Here is a 23,132-nt window from a genome sequence, read left to right on the forward strand (position 1 = left end):
TAAAAATGAATCAAATTGATGCGATTAAAATAGCCAAAGAAGTTTTTGAGATAGAATCAAAAACGATTTTAGATTTATGTGATAGTCTTAATGAGGATTTTAGCAAAGCGATTGAGCTGATTTTATCTATCAAAGGTAGATGTGTAGTAAGTGGTATGGGTAAATCAGGTCATATAGGTGCAAAAATAGCTGCGACTTTAGCTAGTACAGGTACTCCAAGCTTTTTTATGCACCCAGGTGAAGCATTGCATGGAGATCTTGGTATGCTTACAAATGAAGATGTGCTTTTAGCTATTTCAAATTCGGGAGAAACCGAAGAAGTTTTAAAACTCATACCAGTGATAAAAAAAAGAAAAATCCCTTTAATAGTTATGGTAGGTAATGAAAAATCTACTTTAGCTAAACAAGCTGATATTTTTATCAAAATATCAATTAAAAAAGAAGCTTGCCCGCTCCAACTTGCTCCAACTTCTTCAACTACAGCTACTTTGGCTATGGGTGATGCTATAGCAGTAGCTTTGATGAAAGCAAGGAAATTTAAACCTGATGATTTTGCTTTGTTTCATCCAGGTGGAAGCTTAGGTAGAAAGCTTTTAACTAAAGTGAGTGATTTGATGGTTTTTAAAAACTTACCTATAGTATATCCTGAGAGTGAATTTAATGAATTAGTTGATGTTATGACTAGCGGTAAATTAGGACTTTGCATAGTACTTGAAAATGAAAAATTAGTCGGGATTATCACAGATGGGGATTTAAGAAGGGCTTTAAGAGCAAATGATAAGCCAAGATTTGACTTTAAAGCTAAAGAAATTATGAGTGAAAAACCTAAAACTATAGAAGCGAATGCTATGGCAAGTGAAGCTGAAGAGCTTATGTTAAAACATAAAATTAAAGAAATAGTTGTAACTCAAGATGAAAAAATAGTAGGTATCATACAACTTTATGCGATAGGTAATGTGTGAAGCTTTCTATTATTATACCTTTTGGTTTAAGTAAAGAAAGAATTTATATAAAAGATCGTGTTATTCAAAAAGCATGTGAGTTTAAAAGTAATGATAAGGTTGAATACATTTTTGTTGAAGGATATTCTTCTTTAGAAAATGATTTAAAGCGTAACATCGAAGAAAATGGACATATTTACCTTAAAGATGAAAGTCAAAAAGATTTTTTCTCGCAAGGAAAATGCCGTAATTTAGGTGCATCTTTTGCAAACTCCGATGTAGTGATGTTTTTAGATGTGGATTGTTATTTTTCTATAAATTCTCTTGAAATGATTTTACAACTTATAACTATAAAAAATATTTCACAAAATATTAATGAGTTTTTAGTGCTTCCTGTTGTTTATCTTAGTAAAGAAGGTAGTGATTTTATCTATACACTGGAAAAAGAATTGTGGGATGGTTTGATTAAAAATGATTTAATTAGTGGAAAGAGAGAATGGGTTGAGTTTTATTCTTTAGTTTCAAGTAGTGTGGTTTTAAATAAGTATAAATTTTTAAGTCTTGGTGGATATAGTGATGATTTTGTAGGACATAGTTATGAGGATTTTGATTTTTTGGCAAGATTGATTCATAATGCAGTAGAATTTCAAAAAATTCCAAAAGCATTGTGTTATGATGAAGCAAATTGGGGCTTAAGCTCGTTCAAAGGTTTTAGAGCTTGGTTTTCTTTGCTAGGTGAAGAAATGAGTTTTCACGGGATTTACATGTATCATTTTTATCATAAAGAACCAAATCAAAATAATTATATGACAAATCGTAGAAAAAATCATAAGCTTTTTTATAAAAACTTATCCAATATAAAAAACTATCATTTAATGTCTTTACTTGATAAGCATATCACAGAATATGGCAAATTTAATCTCACAAAAAAATATATCTCTTTAAATTCTTTGGTTTATGCTAGATATTTATACGAAATCAAACATCTTAATGTATTGAATATTTTTAATTTATTACTAGTAAAAATATCTCATACCAAAATTTACAGAGTATTAAAAAAGAAATTTTATGCAGACTAAAACCGTAGGCGTAGTAATCCCCATATACAATGTAGAAAAATATTTAAAAGAATGTTTAGATAGTGTAATCAATCAAAGCTATACTAACTTAGAAATCATACTAGTAAATGATGGTAGTACAGATGAAAACTCACTCAATATTGCAAAAGAATATACTCTAAAAGATAAAAGAATAACTCTTTTTGATAAAAAAAATGGTGGACAAAGCAGTGCTAGAAATGTAGGTATAGAATTTTTTAGTGGAGAATATAAACTTAAAAATAAAACAAAAACTATAAAAGAAAATTCTTTAATAGAATTTAATATAGAAGGTAATAATCCTTATGAAATATATACTATATATAAAAGCTATAAAGCTTTTAATAATGAAAAAGATTTAACAAGCTTTACTTATCCTATTATAGATTATATTATCTTTTTAGATAGTGATGATTATTGGGAATTAAACTGCATAGAAGAATGTGTACCTAGAATGGATGGGGTAGATGTGTTGTGGTTTGATTATAGGCCTTTATATGAAAAAGTCAAAAAAAAACATATCAGTCAAATGACTTATTTTGATTATAAAAATGAGATTATCATCACGCCTAAAGAATGGCTAGAGAAAGCTAGAGAAAGAAAACTTTTTTATTTTTGGTTTGCTTGGCAAGGTATGATAAATTTTGATTTTTTAAAAAATATAAAATTAAAATTTATTAATGGGATTTTTGCGGAAGATTGTCATTTTGGAGTGATATTATTTGCTTTAAGTAAAAATATCTATGTGTTATCAAAACAAATATATATTTATCGTCTAAGAGAACTAAGTTCTATGAATTTCACCAAAAAAAAATGGGTAATACATCCTAATTCGCATCTAAAAAAAATAGATGTTTTTGAGAACTCAAATATGGCTTGGCTGTACTATGAAAGTGCAAGTTGGATGCAAATCGCATTAGATTTTATAAAATTTATAAATTCTAATCACTATTTGAGTGAAGGTATAAAAACACATTTTTTACCAGTGGTTTGCAATAAAGCTTTGACCTTACAGAGATTTGAGAGAGACCCATTATATTTAAAAACACATACTAAAAATTTAAAAATATATATACAAAATCAACCCTTAGGGGCAGTTGATAGAGTAAAGGAATATCTTTCGTATAAACTTACAAAAGAACTTTCTAAAAAGAAAGGGATAAAGAAATTAATGTTGCCTTTTAGTATTGTTAGAATATCTTTACGACACCAAAAAGAAGTTAGAATGTACAAAAAAAGTATTAAAAGAAATGTTTTAAATAAAAGATTGCCACTAGAATTTTATAAAGATTATCAAAAAGCTTTATGTTTAAAAAATCAAAAGCTAATCAAAGTATTATATAATACAAAAAATATCTACTTAAGGTTGATTCATGATTTTTAATTCTAGAAAGTTAAAAAAGTTTAAAGCTAACCCAAGATTGTTTTTCAAAGATGCTATAAAAAAAAAGATTTTTTACTTAGGTAGTATGTATAAAAAATATCTTCCTAAAAAATATAAAGCTTTTGCTCGATATACTATAGTTTCAGCTGTGTATAATGTAGAAAAGTATTTAGATGATTTTTTTAATTCTATTATAAATCAAAGACTTGATTTTAAAGCAAATATTTTTATGATATTAGTAGATGATGGCTCCACTGATAACTCCGCCAATATCATTAAGAAATACCAAAAAAAATACCCAAAAAATATTGTTTATATTTATAAAGAAAATGGCGGGCAGGCTAGTGCTAGAAATTTGGGTTTAAAATATATGCAAGAAAATGAATATAAAACTCCTTGGATTACTTTTACTGATCCAGATGATTTTTTAGATATAAATTATTTTTATTCAATTGACTCAGCTTTGCAAAACTATCAAGATAGTAAGATAAGCTTTGTTGCTAGTCAATTAATATTTTATTACGAAAATATTAAAGTTTTTAATAATGATAATGTTTTAAAATTTCTTTTTGGGAAAAATGATATAAAATTGGTAAATAATAGCAGTTTGGAGTGTATCCAATTAAGTGCTCCCTCGACTTTTATAAATTATGATTTGTTGGTTGATAAAAATATAGTATTTGATGAAAGTATAAAACTATGTTCTGAAGATGCTAATTTTATTGCACGCATTATGATAAATAGTTTGAATTACCAGTCTTTATATGTGGATAATGCTTTGTATTTTTACCGCAGAAGATCTGATGGAAGTTCTACCATGGGAAATCAAGATGCAATTTTAAATAATAAAAATTTTTATATTAATACAACTGAGAGAGCTTATGTTGGTATTCTAAATGAAACACTTCGAATTAATACTTTTGTTCCTTTAAGTATTCAACGATGGTTTTTATGTTTGTATATACTTCAATTTATTCATTTGCGAAAGGCTATTAATAAATCTAAAATATTACACATATTGTCAAAATCAGAAGTTTGTTATTTCTTTCAAATGTGGGAGCAAATTTTTTATTATATACAAGATGAGATCATTTTACTAGAAAATGATATTGTTTTGTTTGATGTTTTTGAAAAGATTCTAACTTTTTTGTTATTTAAACCAAAAAGTAAATATCATCAATATGTTTTTGTTGATAAAAAAAATGATAAAATACAAATTTTATACCTATCATTAAATCAATGTAAAGTGAAGATTTGTGTAGATGATGAAGTAATTTATTTAAATGCTCAGCAAGAGTTGTTTTTAGATAAAAAAATATTTAAATATCATTATGAAATTCAATTAGAAGATATAAGAAATAAAATTTATATAAAAATAAATGATGAGTATGCAGATATATTATATGAAAAACAGATATTAAAGTTTGTAAATTTTAATAAAATTAATGTAGCAAAAGCAGCAATTGTTTCGGCAAAACCAGATGGATTTGGCATGAGATTAAGCTCTATGCTAGTAGGATTGTATTTATCTAAAAAATTGTCTTTTAATTTTTATTTTTTATGGCCAAAGACAACAGATTTGGAACAATACAATATTAGAAATCATGGGGTGTCGTTACCTGATGTTTCTACTGTTTTTAAATTTAATTTTATAGATAAGTATTTATTAGACAACGGTGAAATTAAAGAGAATTATGGTACAGAAATTTGGTCAAAAAAACGTACTGTAGAAGAATTAAAAAATATTAATTTACAAGAACAATGGGGGTGGTTTTCTACAGAACAAAATCCTAGCGAATGGATTTATAATATTGATAAAGAAAAATGTCTTCAGGAATTAAGTTTTATCTATAAAAATATTCCTTTTTCTTATCGTTTTAGAGAATTGATGTTTTTGGCTGATGAGTATTTGAGTAAAATTGGAAAAGATTTTATTGCCATACATATTAGAAGTGGTGATGTTGTATTCTCGGATACTAAAAATTTAATATTTCATCCAATGATGGAAGAGAGATATTTTCCTTATGAGATAGCAATTGAATTAATAAAAAATATAGGCTTAAATCAGAATGTTGTCATCTTTGGTCAGGATCAGCAGTCGAATAGAAAGTTGATAGATTTTTTTAAAAAATATCATAAGAATGAATTTAATATTTTTGTTGTCGAAAAAAATGAGAAATGTCATGATGATAATGAGCAGATGTTCTTTGAAGTTAATCTTTTGTCTAAGGCAAAAGCTGTATATTCATCTAAAGAAAGTGCATTTTCTAGACTTGCAATGTATATAGCAGGTAAAAATATTTTGATTTCGTATCATAGTATTTTAGATCAAAAAATTCAGATTAACGCAATTAAAAAATATGGTAATTTGCTGAAGCTGGATAATATACAACGAAGTATGTCTTATTTTTTTATTGCACTACACTATTATAATTTAAAAGAATTTTTAAAATCTTTAGATTATACAAGACAAGCTATTAATTTTGATGTAGAGAATTATGGTTATATTTTATTTTTAATATACAGTTGTTTATTAACAAATAATTTACAGGAGGCAGAGCAAGTTATTTGTTGTAATATGGATAATTTTAGTGTATTTAAAAAAATTTTATTTTACCTATGTCATTGGTCTAATTTACGAATTAGAGAAAAAATTATAGAACTAAATTTTGATAATACTTTCTATGGCTTAAATTTTTTGAAAATGGTTGTTTTATTTGAAAAAGGTGATCCTATGGCCTCTAAATTTCTTGATAAAATGTTAAAAAGAAATAAAGATAAAGACTTTTGGGAGAGATTTTATTTGATTTGCTTTTTATGTCCTGATGTAAAATTAAAACTACATTTATCCTATAGGCTAGGTTATATTTTAATTCATTCGGGAATTAAAATATTTAATCCTTTTTATTTAATAGATTCTTTTAGAAATGAATTAGTGTGCTATAGAATTAGAATAAATGAAACAAAAAAAATACTAGACAAAACTATGATTTTTAATGATGAATCGAATGTTTTAAAAATAAAAAATCATCTTTCTTATAAGTTAGGAGCACTGTTGATACAGACCCATAAGAGTCGTTTTAAGATTGGTTATTGTATTTTGTTATTTCGAATTGTAAAGTTATTTTGTAAGCATTACTACAAAAGGAAATAAGATGAAAAAAAATATTATATTGCTTGGAGGAAGTAGCTTTTTAATCCAAAATGGATTTTCATCTGTTTTTAGCATAGATGAAATTAGTCTTGCTAATTTATCTCTTGGAGGTACAACATCAATCCAATTGTTATATGAGTTAAAAAAGAAAAAAAATCGTAAATTATTTGAGAATGCTGATTTAATTATTTTAAATTCCAATGTAAATGAAATTCAAAGTTGTGCAAATGAGTACGAGAGGTTACCATTAGGATTGATTTATCGAGATATGGAATTTTTATTTTTAGAATTAAATAAATTAAATAAAAGAACTCTTGTGCTTATTACTCCATTTTTCTTTTACTGCGATATAGTCAATAAGGTAAATAGTATTGTTAAATATTTGACTAAAAAATACTCATTTAATTTAATAGATATGCAAAAATATTATGAAAAATATAATCTTGAAGATATTGCAAAGGCTTGGGATGGCAGTCATCAATTTGGTTTTATTATGAGAGAGTTAGCTACTAATATTTTAGGACAAATCAAAAATTTTAAAAAAACTATTTGCTTAAGTAATTATCCAAAACTTGAATTTAAAATTTATTGTTTTAGTGAGCATAGAAAACATACAATTCAAAATTCTTTTATGAGTGAACAATATTTACGAATAAAAAATGGAAATAGAATAAAATTTGATAAAAAATATTATGGCTATAAAATTCTCGCAATTCATACTTGGAATAACACAGATAATACAAATATGAATAAAATTATGAAGAAAGATTGGAATACATTAGTACACACTATATCCCCTTTTGTATTGGAAAATAGAAAGATACGAATAAGCAAACCAACTAATTTTATGAATATGATTGTTTCTATTCAGAAAGAAATTTATGTGGATGATTTTACTTTTATTTTTAACTCTGAAGAAAATAATTTTAGTGAATTTTATCATAATGCTAGAACTTGGGAACCATTTAATACTGCAAATCATCTAGATTTAGTTTCGGTGCTCCTTTTAAATGGAGAGTTGATTCAAGATGATTTGGATAAAGTATTTGCAAGCGATAATACACTTTCATCTTGTTATGATTTTGAATACTTAATACCACCTATTGAAAAATATAAAGAAATTATTAATGAATATTGTCTTATAGCAAATTCTAGAACATTAAAACAAGATGATCAAGCAAGTTTTCTAAAAGATGTTTTAATTAAAATAGAAGAAAAACTATCCTTCCAAACTAAATATGGTACAACTAAAACAAGAATTCAAAACCAACTTTCATATAAACTAGGCCAATCTATGATAGCAAATTCTAAATCTTTTTTAGGCTACTTAATAATGCCTATAGCGTTATTAAGTATAATAATTTCACACAAGCAAGAACAAAAAATCTACCAAGAAAAAATAAAAAAAGATCCTTCTTTAAAATTACCTCCTTTGGAAAACTATCCTGATTATAAAGAAGCTTTAAAAGTTAAAAACCATCTTTCATATAAACTAGGTCAAGCTCTTATACAAGCTAATAAAAATTGGTATGGGGGGGGGTATATCAAATTGCTGTTTGAAATTAGAAAGTTGAAGAAGAGAAAATGAAATATATCAAGGATGAGAATGATAATATTATATATTACTATTTAGAGAAAAGTTTAAATAGTATTACTATTGATTTTAATGCTTTTTGTAATAATATTATTTTTATTGCTGGTAATATTAAAAATATAAAAGTTAATTTTTATGGCTCAAATTCAGTAATATTTTTAGGTGAAAATTGCCAATGTTTCCATATAGAAATTGCTTCTGATTCTTTGTGTTATATAGGAGATAATACAACATCTGGTGGGGCAAATTTAGTTGCAATTGAAAATCAAAACATTTTAATAGGGAACGACTGTTTGTTTTCTTGGGAAATTTTATTAACAACTAGTGATTATCATGGTATATATGATATTCGTAGTAAAAATAGAGTTTCTTTTGGAGGTGGAATTTATATAGGAGATCATGTCTGGTGTGGTAGGAGAGTATCTATTTTGAAAAAATCTAGAATTTATTCTGGTTCTATAATAGGTTTTAATTCAATATTATGTTCTAAAAAAGTGTTTTCTAATAATATTTTTGCAGGAATTCCAGCAAAGAAAATTAAAGAAAATATTTTTTGGATTAAAGATAATATTGATAGGCTAGATAAAAAAAACACATTGAAATACAATTATTATTTTAAGGATGATTATATTTTTCAGGAAGATATTAATGAATATATTGATTTTGACTTTATAGATAAAGAAATAAAATCTTTAACATCATCACAAGACAAATTGCATTTTGTATATGATGTTATTTATAAGAATAATTTTAAAAATAGATTTGTGAATTTTGGAAATATAGGTATGAAAAAAATAAATAGGATCTATTATTTTTCTAAAGAAGTTCAAACCATTATTTCTTTCCAAACTAAATATGGTACAACTAAAACAAGAATTCAAAACCAACTTTCATATAAACTAGGCCAATCTATGATAGCAAATTCTAAATCTTTTTTAGGCTACTTAATAATGCCTATAGCGTTATTAAGTATAATAATTTCACACAAGCAAGAACAAAAAATCTACCAAGAAAAAATAAAAAAAGATCCTTCTTTAAAATTACCTCCTTTGGAAAACTATCCTGATTATAAAGAAGCTTTAAAAGTTAAAAACCATCTTTCATATAAACTAGGTCAAGCTCTTATACAAGCTAATAAAAATTGGTATGGGGGGGGGTATATCAAATTGCTGTTTGAAATTAGAAAGTTGAAGAAAGAGTTTAGACAAAGAAAATAATTTTGATATAATCTTTTAAATTAGGTCAAGTTCTTATGTAAATTAATAAAACTTAGTATAAGGGTGAATATGTTAAGATATTGCTAGGGATTAGGGAATTGAAAGGAAAAATTATGGCGATAGAGTTTAATATAAAAGAATCAAAAAAAATAAAAGGTATTTACATTATTACTCCAAATAAATTTAGGGATTTAAGAGGTGAAATTTGGACAGCTTTTACTGAAGAAATATTAGGGGATATTATCCCAAAAGGTTTGAAATTTAAACATGATAAATTTATAAATTCGCATTTTAATGTATTACGAGGTATTCATGGTGATATTAAAACTTGGAAGCTTGTTACTTGTGTTTATGGAGAAGTACATCAGGTTGTAGTTGATTGTAGAAAAGATTCACCTACATACTTAAAATGGGAAAAATTTATTATTAATCGAGATAATCAACAATTAATTTTACTACCGCCAAATATGGGAAATTCGCATTATGTTAGTTCCAAAGATGCTGTTTATTATTATAAACTTGCGTATGAGGGTGAGTATTTGGATGCACCGGATCAATTTACTTATGCTTGGAATGATGAAAGAATAGGCGTTGATTGGCCGACTAATTCACCGATTCTCTCAGAAAGAGATATTTTAGCTACAAAAAAGGAAAATAAATGAATAAAGATTCTAAGATTTATATTGCAGGACACACAGGGTTAGTTGGATCGGCATTGTTAAAAGAACTGACAAAACAAGGATATTATAATATATTAACTAGAACACACAAAGAATTAGATTTATTAAATCAACATGATGTTGATGGTTTCTTTAGAGAAGAAAAGCCAGAATTTGTATTCTTTGCTGCTGCAAAGATGGGTGGAATGATGGAACAGATTCAAAGAAGAGCAGATTTTTTATATTTAAATTTGATGATGCAAACAAATATTATACAAAGCTCCTATATGCATAATGTCAAAAAAATGCTTTATCTTGGAAGTATTTGTGTTTATCCTGAAAAAGCATCTTTGCCTATTCATGAAGATAGTATGTTGACAGGAGAATTGCAATATATTAATGAGCCTTATGCTTTAGCTAAAATTACTGGTTCTAAGATGTGTGAATTTTATAATCAACAATATGGTACAAATTTTATAAGTTTAATGTTGACATCTATATATGGTCCTAATGATAATTTTAATCTTGAAACAGCACATGTTTTTCCAGCTATTTTTAGAAAGATTTATTTAGGAAAGTTATTGAAAGAAAAACAATATGATTCTTTGTTGAATGAGCTTCAAGTTGAGCAATTAGAATATGCTAAGGAGTATTTGTCTAAAATGGGAATTTCTGAGGAGTTTGTGATATTGTTTGGTACTGGTAATCCAAAACGAGAATTTATTTATATAGATGATGTTGTTTCGGCTGCTATTTTTTCTATGTATAATATTAATTATAAAGACATTAAAAAAGATAAAAATGTACATATTAATATTGGAACAGGAGTTGAATTTTCTATTAAAGAAGTTGCTTTTGAAATTGCTAAAGTTATGGGATACAATGGAGATATTTTATTTGATTCTTCAAAGCCAGATGGCACTATGAGAAAAATTATAGATTGTTCTAAAATTCATTCTTTGGGGTGGAAGCATAAAATCGAACTCAATGAAGGAATAAAAATGATGTATGATTGGTATTTAAATAGTCGTAATAAAGAAGTAAAAACTCACATACGGGGGGGGGTATAGAATAATTTGCATTTATTCTCCTTATAGTGACACCTATAAGGAGGTAGCATGACAAAAAACTCCAAAATATATATAGCTGGACATAATGGTTTAACTGGATCAGCTATTTTAAAAAAATTACAACAACAAGGTTATAAAAATTTTATTTTAAAATCTCACAAAGAACTAGATTTAACAAATCAACAAACTGTGAAATATTTTTTTGAAAAAGAAAAACCAGAATATGTTTTTTTATGTGCTGCAAAAGTAGGTGGGATATTAGCTAACAATACTTATAGAGCAGATTTTATATATCAAAACTTGCAAATTCAAAACAATGTTATTCACAGTGCTTATTTAAATAATGTAAAAAAACTTCTATTTTTAGGAACAGCTTGTATATATCCCAAAAACTGTTCTCAGCCTATGAAAGAAGAGTATCTTTTGACAAGTATTTTGGAATATACAAACGAACCTTATGCTATAGCTAAAATAGCAGGTCTTAAAATGTGTGAGTCTTATAATTTACAATATAACACAAACTTTATTTCTGTTATGCCTTGTTCTTTGTATGGTTTAAATGATAATTTTAATTTAGAAAAATCACATGTATTACCAGCATTGATTAGAAAATTCCATTTGGCTAAGTTACTTAACGAAAAAAAATATGATCTTGTATTAAAAGATGTACAGATGGATGATATTATTCAAGCTAAAGAGTATCTTCAAAAATTTGGTATTAGTGAGGATGAAGTTGAAATTTGGGGAACTGGAAATGCAAGAAGAGAATTTTTACATGCCGATGATATGGCAGATGCTTGTATTTATGTGATGGAAAATATCAACTTTAATGACTTATATAATTCTCAATATAGCGAAATAAGAAATACGCATATCAATATAGGCTCTGGTAAAGATGTGGCAATAAAAGATTTGGTTTCTTTAATAAATAGAATTATTGATTTTAAGGGAAATATATTTTATAATAGTACAAAACTAGAAGGGACTTTTCAAAAACTTAGTAGTTGTGATAAAATCTATTCTCTGGGTTGGAAACATAAAATCGAACTTGAAGAGGGTGTTAGAATGATGTATGATTGGTATTTAAAGCAAAAATATATAAGGAATTAAGATAAAAATGTTATTATTTTCATAAAAAAAGGTTTATTATGAAAAAAAAAACATTAATCACCGGTTTTACCGGACAAGTTGGCTCACAAATGGCGGACTTTTTACTAGAAAATACTGACTATGATGTTATAGGTATGATGCGTTGGCAAGAACCTATGGATAACATTTATCATTTAAGTGATAGGATCAATAAAAAAGATAGAATCAATATTTTTTATGCTGATTTGAATGATTATTCAAGTATTCAAAAGCTTTTTGAAACCAAGCGTCCTGATGTAATCTTTCATTTAGCCGCACAATCTTACCCAAAAACTTCTTTTGATATACCTATAGAAACTTTACAAACTAATATCATAGGTACAGCAAATATTTTAGAAAATATTAGATTATTAAAAGCCAAAGATGGTTATGACCCTGTAGTGCATGTATGCTCTTCTAGCGAAGTTTATGGTAGAGCAAAAGCTGGTATTAAGCTAAATGAAGATACAACTTTTCATGGTGCAAGTCCTTATAGTATAAGCAAAATAGGAACTGATTATTTGGGAAGATTTTATGGTGAGGCTTATGGTATAAAAACTTATGTCACTAGAATGGGGACTCATAGTGGTCCAAGACGCTCTGATGTGTTCTTTGAAAGCACTGTTGCAAAGCAAATCGCGTTGATTGAAGCAGGTTATCAAGAACCTATTATTAAAGTAGGAAATTTATCAAGTGTGAGAACTTTTCAAGATGCAAGAGATGCTATAAGGGCTTATTATTTGCTTTCATTAGAAAGTGAAAAAGGCAAAGTTCCTTGTGGTGAAGCTTTCAATATAGCAGGTGAAGAAGCTTTCAAACTTCCTGAAGTTATCGACATACTTTTGAGTTTTTCTACAAGAAAAGATATCAAAGTAGAACAAGATGAAGAAAGATTGCGTCCTATTGATGCAGACTATCAAATGTTTGATAATACTAAAATCAAAAGTTATATCAATTGGAAGCCAGAAATTCCAGCTAGGCAGATGTTTGAAGATTTATTAAATCATTGGAGAAAAGAAATTTCCATGGGTAGAATCCCACTAAATAGGTAGTAATCGTGATAATTCGTTCTCAAACTCCTTTGCGTTTAGGTTTAGCTGGTGGAGGTACTGATATAAATTTATATTGTAATCAATACACAGGTTATGTTTTAAATGCGACTATATCTTTATATGTACATTGTACTCTGATAGAAAGAAATGATGAAAAAATCATCTTTGATTCATCAGATATAAATGTAAAAATAGAATACAAAAGCAAAGATTTTTTAGAAAATGATGGTAAGTTAGATCTTTATAAAGCAATTTATAATCGTTTAGTAAAAGACTATATTAAAAAACCTTTAAGTTTCTCTTTGTATACTTATTCAGATGTGCCAAGTGGTAGTGGACTTGGCGGTAGTTCTACTTTGGTAGTGGGTATCATTAAAGTATTTGCTGAGTGGTTGAATTTACCTTTAGGTGAGTATGAGATCGCGCGTTTAGCTTATGAAATTGAGCGAGAAGATATGGCTATAGTAGGCGGTGCACAAGATCAATATGCTGCAACATTTGGTGGATTTAACTTTATGGAATTTTACGATCAAAAAAGAGTGATAGTTAACCCTTTGCGCATTAAAAATTGGATAGCAAGTGAACTTGAGGCTAGGATTTTGCTTTATTTTACAAATATTACCAGAGAAGCAAAAGACATCGAAGAACATAAAAAAGGAAAGCTAGGAGATGAAAACTCCCTTAATGCTATGCATGCGATAAAACAAGATGCCTTAGATATGAAAGAAGCATTATTTAGAGCTGATTTTGATAAAATAGCTCAAATTTTAGGGAAATCATGGCAATCAAAAAAGATCATTTCTGATATAGTAAGCAATGATGAGCTTGAAAGAATTTATCACTTAGCCATGGAAAATGGTGCTTATAGTGGTAAAACAAGTGGAGCAGGCGCTGGAGGATTTATGTTTTTTATGGTTGATCCTATAGAAAAATATAAACTCAAAAAAATTCTAAATGAACAGCAAGGATATGTGCAAGAATTCTACTTCACTAAAGAAGGAGCAAAATCATGGAAAATTTAAATTTATATATAAAATCTCATTTTAGTGATTCAATCGATATTAAAACTAAGATTTTAAATGATGATGATATGATTGGTTTAATTAAAGAAGTATCTTTAAGAGTAATTAGTGCTTATAAAAATGGCAATAAAACTTTACTAGCAGGCAATGGAGGAAGTGCAGCTGATGCACAGCATATAGCTGGAGAGTTTGTGAGTAGATTTTATTTTGATAGGCCTGGTATTGCAAGTATTGCCTTAAGTACTGATACGAGTATTTTAACAGCCATTGGTAATGACTATGGTTATGAAAATTTATTTGCAAGACAAGTGCAAGCACAAGGTGTGAATGGAGATGTATTTATAGGAATTTCTACAAGTGGAAATAGTAAAAATATCTTAAAAGCTTTAGAAATTTGTAAAGAAAAAGGAATTTTAAGTATAGGTTTAACCGGAGCTAGTGGTGGTGCTATGAATGAACTTTGTGATTATTGTATAAAAGTACCATCATCTTGTACGCCAAGAATCCAAGAAGCACATATTTTGATAGGACATATCATCTGTGCTATAGTAGAAGAAGAACTTTTTGGCAAGGGGTTTGATTGCAAGCTATAGTTTTAGCAGGGGGGCTTGGCACAAGATTAAAAAGTGTGGTGCAAGATCTCCCAAAGCCTATGGCACCCATTAATGGAAAACCATTTTTAGCTTTTGTTTTGGAGTATTTAAAAAAACAAGGAATCACTGAAATTGTTTTAAGTGTTTCGTATAAATATGAACTCATCCAAGAGTGCTTTAAAGATGAATTTAATGGTATGAAAATATACTATAATATCGAAAAAGAGCTTTTGGGTACAGGTGGAGCTATAAAAGATGCTTTGAAATTTATACAAAATCAAGCCTATGTTTTAAATGGAGATACTATTTTTGATATTGATCTAAAAAAACTTGTTTTAAATGATAGTAGAATTTGTATCGCACTAAAACAAATGCAAAATTTTGATAGATATGGTACTGTAAATGTTGATAGCCAAGGCATTGTAACATTTTTTGAAGAAAAGGTATTTAAAAAGCAAGGTTTAATCAATGGCGGTATATACTTGCTGAAAAAAGATATTTTTGATGAGTTTGATTTAGAGAAAAAATTTTCTTTTGAAGAATTTTTACAAGTAAATTACAAAACATTAAAAATTCAAACTCAAATTTTTGATGATTATTTTATTGATATTGGGATACCACAGGATTACCAGAAACTTATCAGTTATTTAAACGGAGCTTAATATTATGACAGCTTATATACATATTGGTAATTGGAAAACAGGAAGTACAACTATACAAAATTTTTTAACTTTAAATTACAATAATTTAATTAATTTAGGATTTTTATACCCTAAAACATTAGGCATGAAAATAAACCATCCATTATTATTAAAAATTTCTAGAGAGCCAAAAATATCTAAGTTGTATATTTTAAATTTAAAAAAAGAAATAAAAAAAAGTGGTTGTAAAAATATTATTTTTTCTCATGAAGACCTTGTTTTATTAGTAAAAAATATAAACTACTTATATGAACTAAAAAATTTTTTAATCTATTCAGGATTTAATAAAATATATATAATTTTATATATAAGAGATACTTATGGTTTTCTAAATTCTTTGTGTTCGCAAGAAGTCAGAGCTTGCCATTTGCATACTGCAAGAAATACTTTAGCTAAAAATTTTGGTATGAAAAATTTATTTGATTACAAAACGATCACTAATTCCTACTCTCAAGTCTTTGGTAAAGAAAATTTAATCATAAAGTTATTTGATAAAAATGAATTTTATCAAGGAGATTTATTAAAAGATTTTTTAAATGTTTTTAATATTAAAATGGATGGTAGTTTTATAAAACCAAACAAAGAAATCAAAAATAAGTCGCTAGATCTACTAGGGATTGAGTTAATGACTAGATTGAGAAAATACCTAGATTTCCCATGGCTTAAAACGCAAAAAATATACAATGAGTATTTTACTTCCAATGATCCTTGTTTAAAATTTCAACCTCCAAAAGAAATAATGCAATCTTACATCGATTATTTTGAAGAATCAAATGAATGGGTAAGAAAAGAATTCTTTCCTCATAAAGAGAGATTGTTTCCTAAGAAAGATTTAAGTAATTATAAAGAAAACTATGAGCTCAAAGAAATGAAACCAGAATATTGGGATAAAATAGCTGAATTTATAGCTGATATTGTTAAAACTAAAAATCAAAATATATATTCTAAATACGACACAGCCAAATCTCGTATCCAAAACCAACTCTCATATAAACTAGGTCAAGCTATGATAGCAAATTCAAAATCTTTCTTAGGTTATATAAGAATGCCATTTGTTTTATCTTATATTTATGATAAACACAAACAAGAACAAAAAATCTACCAAGAAAAAATAAAAAAAGATTCTTCTTTAGTATTACTTCCATTAGAAAGCTATCCTGATTATAAAGAAGCCTTAAAAGAAAAAGAATGCTTAACATATAAGCTAGGTCAAGCTCTTATACAAGCTAATAAACTTGGTATGAGGGGGGGGGTATATCAAATTGCTGTTTGAGATTAGGAAGTTGAAGAAAGAATTTAAGGAAAAAAATGCTTAATTCTCATTTAGAATATTTAGAATCAGATTCTATTCATATTATCCGTGAAGTGATAGCTGAGTTTGAAAAGCCAGCTATGCTTTATAGTATAGGTAAAGATAGCTCGGTTATGCTTCATCTTTTACAGAAAGCATTTTACCCAAGCTTACCTCCACTTCCTTTAGTGCATGTAGATACCACATGGAAATTTAAAGAGATGATAGAATTTAGAGACAAACGTGCCAAAGAGCTTGGCATGGAGCTTATAGTCTATCAAAACCCTAAAATCAAAAAATTAAATCTTTCTCCATTTACACATGGCTCTTCTATGCATACAGATATTGCCAAAACACAAGGTTTAAAACAAATGCTTGATTTGTATCAGTTTGATGCAGTATTTGGTGGTGCAAGAAGAGATGAAGAAAAATCGCGTGCAAAGGAAAGAATTTATTCTTTCCGTGATGAAAACCACTCATGGAATCCAAAAAATCAACGCCCAGAATTATGGGATATCTACAATGGTCGTCATAAAAAAGGTGAATCCATAAGAGTTTTTCCACTGAGTAATTGGACTGAGCTTGATATATGGCAGTATATTTACAAAGAAAATATTCCCTTACCAAGTCTTTATTTTGCTAAAAAGCGACCGGTAGTAGAATATATGGGGGCTAAAATTTTAGTTGATGATGAGCGCATGCCAAAAGAACTTGCCAAAAATGCCAAAGAAGAATCGGTTCGTTTTAGAACCTTAGGTTGCTACCCGCTAACAGGAGCTATAAATTCAAGTGCTAGCAATGTTTTAGAAATCATCGAAGAGCTTTTGCTTTCTAAAACAAGTGAAAGACAAGGTAGGCTTATAGACACTGATGAAGAAGCAAGTATGGAAAAAAAGAAAAAAGAGGGGTATTTTTAATGAAAACAAATGTAGAAAAATACCTAAAAGAACATGAAAATAAAGAGCTTTGTAGATTTATCACTTGTGGTAGTGTAGATGATGGCAAATCTACCCTTATAGGTAGAATGCTTTATGATGCAAAAATGCTTTTTGAAGATCAAATTTTATCTTTAGAAAAAGATAGTAAAAAGCTTGGTAATACAGGAGAAAAGCTTGATTTTGCGCTTTTGGTGGATGGCCTTGCAAGCGAGAGAGAGCAAGGTATAACCATAGATGTAGCATATAGATTTTTCACAAGTGAAAAAAGAAAATTCATCATAGCAGATACCCCAGGCCATGAACAATACACTAGAAACATGGCAACGGGTGCTAGCACAGCTGATATAGCTATCATACTTATAGATGCTAGAAAAGGAGTTTTAACTCAAACTAAAAGGCATTCTTATATAGCGAGTTTGCTTGGTATAAAACAATTTATTATTGCTGTTAATAAAATGGATTTGATTGATTATAATCAAGAAATTTTTAATACAATCTGCAAAAATTATCAAGCAATTTTGCCATACTTAAAAAATCATGAGCATATTAAAACCCATTTTGTTCCTATATGTGCATTAGATGGAGACAACATAGCTTTTAAAAGTATTAATATGCCTTGGTATAATGGAAAAACCTTATCTAAGCTTTTAGATACTTTGCCTATTGCTACTAGTTTAAGCGATGAGTTTATCATGAGTGTGCAATATGTTAATCGTCCTCATTTAAATTTTAGAGGTTTTTGTGGAAATATTGCTAGTGGTAATATAAATACTAAAGATGAAGTTATGATTTTGCCTTCCTTAAAAACGAGTAAAGTAAAACAAATCATCACACCTAACATTAAAAGCCTAAATATACCTGATAAAAATGAAAAAGTTCAAAGTGCTAAAAACGCTAGCTTTCCAAGTGCTATAACTTTAATTTTAGAAGATGAGATAGATATTTCAAGAGGTGATGTAATAGCTTCTAAAAATCATAGCATAGAAATTTCAAATTCTTTCAAAGCTATGGTAATATGGATGAGTGAGGTTAGGTTTAATTTAAATGAAAACTATCTTATCAAAATAGCAAATTTAACCACTAATGTAGTATTTGAAAAAATTGATTTTAAAAAAGACATTAATACTTTCAAAGAATTTCAAAGCGATGAATTAAAACTCAATGATATTGCTAAATGCGCCTTAAAGCTTAATAAAAAAACAGCCCTTAAAGCTTATAAGGACAATAAAACTTTAGGAAGCTTTATCATCATAGATAAATACTCTAATGAAACCTTAGCAGCGGGTATGGTAGAAGAAATTTTAGCAAGCGAAGAAAAGAGTAGAATTTACACTCAAGCAGAAATAGAACTTAATGCTTACATTAGAAAAAACTATCCTGAGTGGGGATGTAAAAAAATATGAAAATTATTGTTGCATTAAGTATTTTAGTTTTGCTTATTTTGTTAATTAGCAATAAAATTAAACCTTTTATTTTATTTGGTAGTGTAGCTGTGCTTTATTATCTTTTGGGGTATTTAAATTTAAATACTTGGCTTAGTTCTTATACAAGTGAATCTTTGATAGTGCTTATTTTGCTTTTACTAATTTCCCTGGCTATAGAAAAAAGCGTTGTGATAAGTTGGTGTTCTAAATTCATCATAGGTAAAAATTATCATCTATCACTTTTAAAGCTTGGAGTTGTTACAGTTGGTATTTCAGCTTTTTTAAATAATACTGCAGTAGTGGCAAGTTTTATGAGTATTATAAAAAATAACAAATTTCAAGTTCCTTCTAAACTACTCATCCCACTTTCATATTTTTCCATAGTTGGTGGAACGATGACTTTGATAGGCACTTCAACTAACTTGATAGTCAATTCTTTTGTAGTGCAAAATGGTTTAGAAAGTTTAAAGATTTTTGATTTTTTTGCGGTGGGTTTTTGTATAAGCATTGGCGTGCTTATAGTGCTTTTGATTTTTAGCTTTTTATTGCCTGAGTATAAAGAAAGAGAAAATGTCATCAATGAGTATTTAATCAATGCTAAAGTATTGAAAAATAGCTCATTAGCGGGGAAAACTATACAAGAAAATGGCTTAAGAAATTTAGAGTTTTTGTTTTTACTTGAAATTCAAAGAAAAGATGAGCTTATCACCCCTGTTAGTCATAATGAGCTTATTAAAGAAGGTGATGAGTTAATTTTTAGTGGAGATGTTACACATTTAGAGACTTTGAAAAAATTCGATGGCTTGCAAATTGGCTCACAAGATTTAAAATTAGAAACATTAAATTTAATAGATGTTGTTATAAATTCTGAGTCAAACTTGATAGGAAAAAGTGTTAGGGAAGCAAACTTTAGAGCTAAATTTGATGCTGGGATTGTAGCTCTAAAAAGGGGCTCAAAAAATATTTCAAAAATTGGTCAAAGTTTATTGCGAGCTGGAGATAGGCTTATTTTAAGCATAGGTAAGGATTTTCACTCAAGAGATAATATCAATAAAAACTTTTATATTATCTCAAATATCATACAAAATCAAAAGTTAAGTAATATCCAAAGTTTTATAGTGATTTTTGCGTTTTTAGCCATTATTGCTTTATCTGCTTTGGAATTAGTGTCTTTGCTTAAAGCGTTACTAGTGTTTCTAGCTTGCTTGTTTATATTTAAAGTCATAAGTTTTGATGAAGTAAAAAGACGCTTTCCTTTGGAAATTTTTATCATAGTAGGATCTTCTTTGGCTATTACTAAAGTTTTAGTTGATAGTGGTTTAGCTAAAGATTTGGCTGAGTTTATTATAGGAACTTTTGGGGTGTATGGATTATATGGTAGTTTTGTAGGGATTTATCTTCTAACTTTGCTTTTAACTGAAATCATCACCAATAACGCTGCCGCAGCTTTAGCTTTTCCTATCGCTTATAGCACTGCTTTAGCGCTTGAAGTTAATCCAACTCTGTTTATATTAGCAGTTGCTTATGGAGCAAGTTGTGCTTTTTTAATGCCGCATGGTTATCAAACTCACTTGATGGTAGGTTCAATTTGTGGGTATAAAACTACTGATTTTATAAAAATAGGATGGATGGTTTCTTTGACTTATTCAGCTATTGTTTTAACTATAACTCCGGTATTTTTTAGCTTTTAAGGAAAAAAATGAGTAAAAATTTAACTTGGCATGCAAATAGCATTACAAAAACTCAAAGAGCTAAACTTAAAAATCAAAAACCATGTGTTTTATGGTTTAGTGGGCTTAGTGGTGGTGGCAAATCTACTTTGGCAAATGCAGTTGAAAAAAAACTTTTTAAGCAAGGTTTTCATACTTATCTTTTAGATGGGGATAATGTGCGTCATGGACTTAATAAAGATTTGGGCTTTGATGAGGTTTCAAGGGTAGAAAACATAAGACGCATAGGAGAAGTATGTAAGCTTTTTGTGGATGCCGGTATGATAGTACTTTGTGCTTTTATATCGCCTTTTGAAAAAGATAGAAAGCTTATAAAAGATCTTTTAGATGGTGATGAATATATAGAAATATTTGTTGATACACCTTTAGAAATTTGCGAAAAAAGAGATCCAAAAGGACTTTATAAAAAAGCAAGAAATGGAGAAATTAAAAATTTCACAGGTATAGATAGTCCTTATGAAAAACCTAAAAATCCACATATACACATAACAAAAGAAGATCTTAATGCGAATATAGATATGATTTTGAGATTTTTAGATGGGAGAGTGTAGATGACTGCTTATGTGCATATAGGAACTCCAAAAACAGGAACTACAACTATACAATATTTTTTAACTCAAAATGCTAGATTGCTTGAATTAAAAAATATAATTTACCCACTTTCTATAGAATCTTTATATCAACATTGGGAGCTTGTTAATCTATGTTCTGAAATTTACCAAAATATAGACTCATTTCATAAAATAATAGAATATTCCGATGTTTTCAGAAAATTATCATTGGAAATATTAAATCATCCAAATAAATCTTTTTTATTTTCAACAGAAGGGTTAACTTGGTGGGTTGATGATGTAAAAAAAATTAAGATTTTAAAAGGAATATTTGATAATTTAGGGTTCAATAAAGTATATATAATAGTATATTTAAGAAATATTTATGATTTTACATTATCTATGACATCGCAGAGTGTTAAAGAAAATTATACTTCACCTTTTGATGTATTTCCTTGGAATTATTTTAAGAGACATATTTTCGATTATAAATTTATATGTAAATGCTACTCTGAAGTTTTTGGCAAAGAAAATATGATAGTAAAATTATTTGATAAAAATGAATTTTATCAAGGAGATCTGTTAAAAGATTTTGTTCATGCTATAGGCTTAGAGTGGAATAATGATTTTACTGTACCTATAAAACAAAATAAAAGTATGGATTTATTAGGAATGGAGTTGTTTAAGAGAATTAATAAATTGTCTTTTGAATATAGTCAAATAAATTCATTTGTTCGAAGTTATTCTGAAAAATATTTTGATTCAAAAGAAATTTTATTACAATACAAACCATCTAAAAAAATAATAGAGTCTTACATCGATTATTTTGAAGAATCAAATGAATGGGTAAGAAAAGAATTCTTTCCTCATAAAGAGAGATTGTTTCCTAAGAAAGATTTAAGTAATTATAAAGAAAACTATGAGCTCAAAGAAATGAAACCAGAATATTGGGATAAAATAGCTGAATTTATAGCTGATATTGTTAAAACTAAAAATCAAATTATTATAGATAAAACTAATATTATTCAAAATAAAGATAAAATTATTATCAAGCAAACCACTCAAATAAATTTTTTACAAACAACTATAAAAGAAAAAGATGATATTATAAATTCTAATATAAATCAGATTAATCAATTACAAAATAATATAAAAGAAAAATCAACCCAACTTGATCAAATTCAATCTAAACTATCCTTCCAAACTAAATATGGTACAACTAAAACAAGAATTCAAAACCAACTTTCATATAAACTAGGCCAATCTATGATAGCAAATTCTAAATCTTTTTTAGGCTACTTAATAATGCCTATAGCGTTATTAAGTATAATAATTTCACACAAGCAAGAACAAAAAATCTACCAAGAAAAAATAAAAAAAGATCCTTCTTTAAAATTACCTCCTTTGGAAAACTATCCTGATTATAAAGAAGCTTTAAAAGTTAAAAACCATCTTTCATATAAACTAGGTCAAGCTCTTATACAAGCTAATAAAAATTGGTATGGGGGGGGGGTATATCAAATTGCTGTTTGAAATTAGAAAGTTGAAGAAAGAGTTTAGACAAAGAAAATAATTTTGATATAATC

General features: G+C 27.7%; 16 protein-coding genes and 3 pseudogenes. All 19 read left to right on the forward strand.

What is annotated here, in order from left to right:
- The first annotated feature begins 5 nt into the window (after positions 1 to 5).
- The 19 genes and pseudogenes from CAQ16704_RS01520 (at position 6) to CAQ16704_RS08330 (ending at position 23,079) form a co-directional block, all read left to right on the forward strand.
- A complete protein-coding gene (locus CAQ16704_RS01520; RefSeq protein ID WP_039666590.1) occupies positions 6 to 962 on the forward strand; it encodes a KpsF/GutQ family sugar-phosphate isomerase in 957 nt (318 codons plus the stop codon).
- Positions 959 to 1,825: pseudogene (locus CAQ16704_RS01525) on the forward strand (glycosyltransferase); the annotation flags it as partial. The gene CAQ16704_RS01520 and the pseudogene CAQ16704_RS01525, both read left to right, overlap by 4 nt.
- Before the next feature lie 184 nt (positions 1,826 to 2,009).
- Entirely contained in the window at positions 2,010 to 3,422 is a 1,413-nt protein-coding gene (locus CAQ16704_RS01530) for a glycosyltransferase family 2 protein (protein ID WP_052244956.1), read from the forward strand.
- On the forward strand, positions 3,412 to 6,576 hold the full coding sequence (locus CAQ16704_RS07925) for a glycosyltransferase (RefSeq protein WP_052244957.1): 3,165 nt from the start codon (positions 3,412 to 3,414) through the stop codon (positions 6,574 to 6,576). Before CAQ16704_RS01530 ends, CAQ16704_RS07925 begins: the two co-directional genes overlap by 11 nt.
- Before the next feature lies 1 nt (position 6,577).
- Positions 6,578 to 8,164, forward strand: coding sequence for an SGNH/GDSL hydrolase family protein (locus tag CAQ16704_RS08405; RefSeq protein ID WP_069358608.1), 1,587 nt, complete (start codon positions 6,578 to 6,580; stop codon positions 8,162 to 8,164).
- An 839-nt stretch (positions 8,165 to 9,003) separates the two neighbouring features.
- Positions 9,004 to 9,387 (forward strand): annotated as a pseudogene (locus tag CAQ16704_RS08575) (alpha-2,3-sialyltransferase); the annotation flags it as partial.
- A 113-nt stretch (positions 9,388 to 9,500) separates the two neighbouring features.
- Complete coding sequence (locus tag CAQ16704_RS01550) at positions 9,501 to 10,049, forward strand: dTDP-4-dehydrorhamnose 3,5-epimerase family protein (RefSeq protein WP_039666591.1); 549 nt, start codon at positions 9,501 to 9,503, stop codon at positions 10,047 to 10,049.
- Positions 10,046 to 11,116 (forward strand): GDP-L-fucose synthase family protein, encoded by a 1,071-nt coding sequence (locus CAQ16704_RS01555; protein ID WP_052244959.1) that lies wholly within the window; start codon positions 10,046 to 10,048, stop codon positions 11,114 to 11,116. Before CAQ16704_RS01550 ends, CAQ16704_RS01555 begins: the two co-directional genes overlap by 4 nt.
- Positions 11,117 to 11,164: 48 nt before the next feature.
- Positions 11,165 to 12,226, forward strand: a complete 1,062-nt coding sequence (locus tag CAQ16704_RS01560) for a GDP-L-fucose synthase family protein (RefSeq protein ID WP_039666592.1) — start codon at positions 11,165 to 11,167, stop codon at positions 12,224 to 12,226.
- Positions 12,227 to 12,264: 38 nt separating this feature from the next.
- Positions 12,265 to 13,296: a GDP-mannose 4,6-dehydratase gene (locus CAQ16704_RS01565; protein ID WP_039666593.1), complete on the forward strand. Its 1,032-nt coding sequence runs from the start codon at positions 12,265 to 12,267 to the stop codon at positions 13,294 to 13,296.
- Between the two features lie 2 nt (positions 13,297 to 13,298).
- On the forward strand, positions 13,299 to 14,318 hold the full coding sequence (hddA, locus tag CAQ16704_RS01570) for a D-glycero-D-manno-heptose 7-phosphate kinase (protein WP_148308464.1): 1,020 nt from the start codon (positions 13,299 to 13,301) through the stop codon (positions 14,316 to 14,318).
- Positions 14,306 to 14,911 (forward strand): D-sedoheptulose 7-phosphate isomerase, encoded by a 606-nt coding sequence (gmhA2, locus tag CAQ16704_RS01575; RefSeq protein WP_039666595.1) that lies wholly within the window; start codon positions 14,306 to 14,308, stop codon positions 14,909 to 14,911. The genes hddA and gmhA2 overlap by 13 nt, the downstream gene beginning before the upstream one ends.
- Positions 14,899 to 15,573: a D-glycero-D-manno-heptose 1-phosphate guanosyltransferase gene (gene hddC, locus CAQ16704_RS01580; protein ID WP_039666596.1), complete on the forward strand. Its 675-nt coding sequence runs from the start codon at positions 14,899 to 14,901 to the stop codon at positions 15,571 to 15,573. Before gmhA2 ends, hddC begins: the two co-directional genes overlap by 13 nt.
- A 997-nt stretch (positions 15,574 to 16,570) precedes the next feature.
- Positions 16,571 to 16,928 (forward strand): annotated as a pseudogene (locus CAQ16704_RS08580) (glycosyltransferase); the annotation flags it as partial.
- Positions 16,921 to 17,820, forward strand: coding sequence for a sulfate adenylyltransferase subunit CysD (gene cysD / locus CAQ16704_RS01590; RefSeq protein WP_039666597.1), 900 nt, complete (start codon positions 16,921 to 16,923; stop codon positions 17,818 to 17,820). The pseudogene CAQ16704_RS08580 and the gene cysD, both read left to right, overlap by 8 nt.
- The gene (gene cysN / locus CAQ16704_RS01595) at positions 17,820 to 19,244 is read left to right on the forward strand and encodes a sulfate adenylyltransferase subunit CysN (protein ID WP_039666598.1); all 1,425 of its coding nucleotides are present in this window, start codon (positions 17,820 to 17,822) and stop codon (positions 19,242 to 19,244) included. The genes cysD and cysN overlap by 1 nt, the downstream gene beginning before the upstream one ends.
- Positions 19,241 to 20,956, forward strand: a complete 1,716-nt coding sequence (locus tag CAQ16704_RS01600) for an SLC13 family permease (RefSeq protein WP_039666599.1) — start codon at positions 19,241 to 19,243, stop codon at positions 20,954 to 20,956. Before cysN ends, CAQ16704_RS01600 begins: the two co-directional genes overlap by 4 nt.
- A gap of 8 nt (positions 20,957 to 20,964) precedes the next feature.
- Positions 20,965 to 21,546, forward strand: a complete 582-nt coding sequence (gene cysC, locus CAQ16704_RS01605; protein WP_039666600.1) for an adenylyl-sulfate kinase — start codon at positions 20,965 to 20,967, stop codon at positions 21,544 to 21,546.
- Complete coding sequence (locus tag CAQ16704_RS08330; protein WP_039666601.1) at positions 21,547 to 23,079, forward strand: hypothetical protein; 1,533 nt, start codon at positions 21,547 to 21,549, stop codon at positions 23,077 to 23,079. It begins immediately after the preceding gene.
- Positions 23,080 to 23,132: the final 53 nt, after the last annotated feature.

The organism is Campylobacter sp. RM16704, assembly GCF_000816245.1.
Lineage (GTDB): Bacteria > Campylobacterota > Campylobacteria > Campylobacterales > Campylobacteraceae > Campylobacter_D.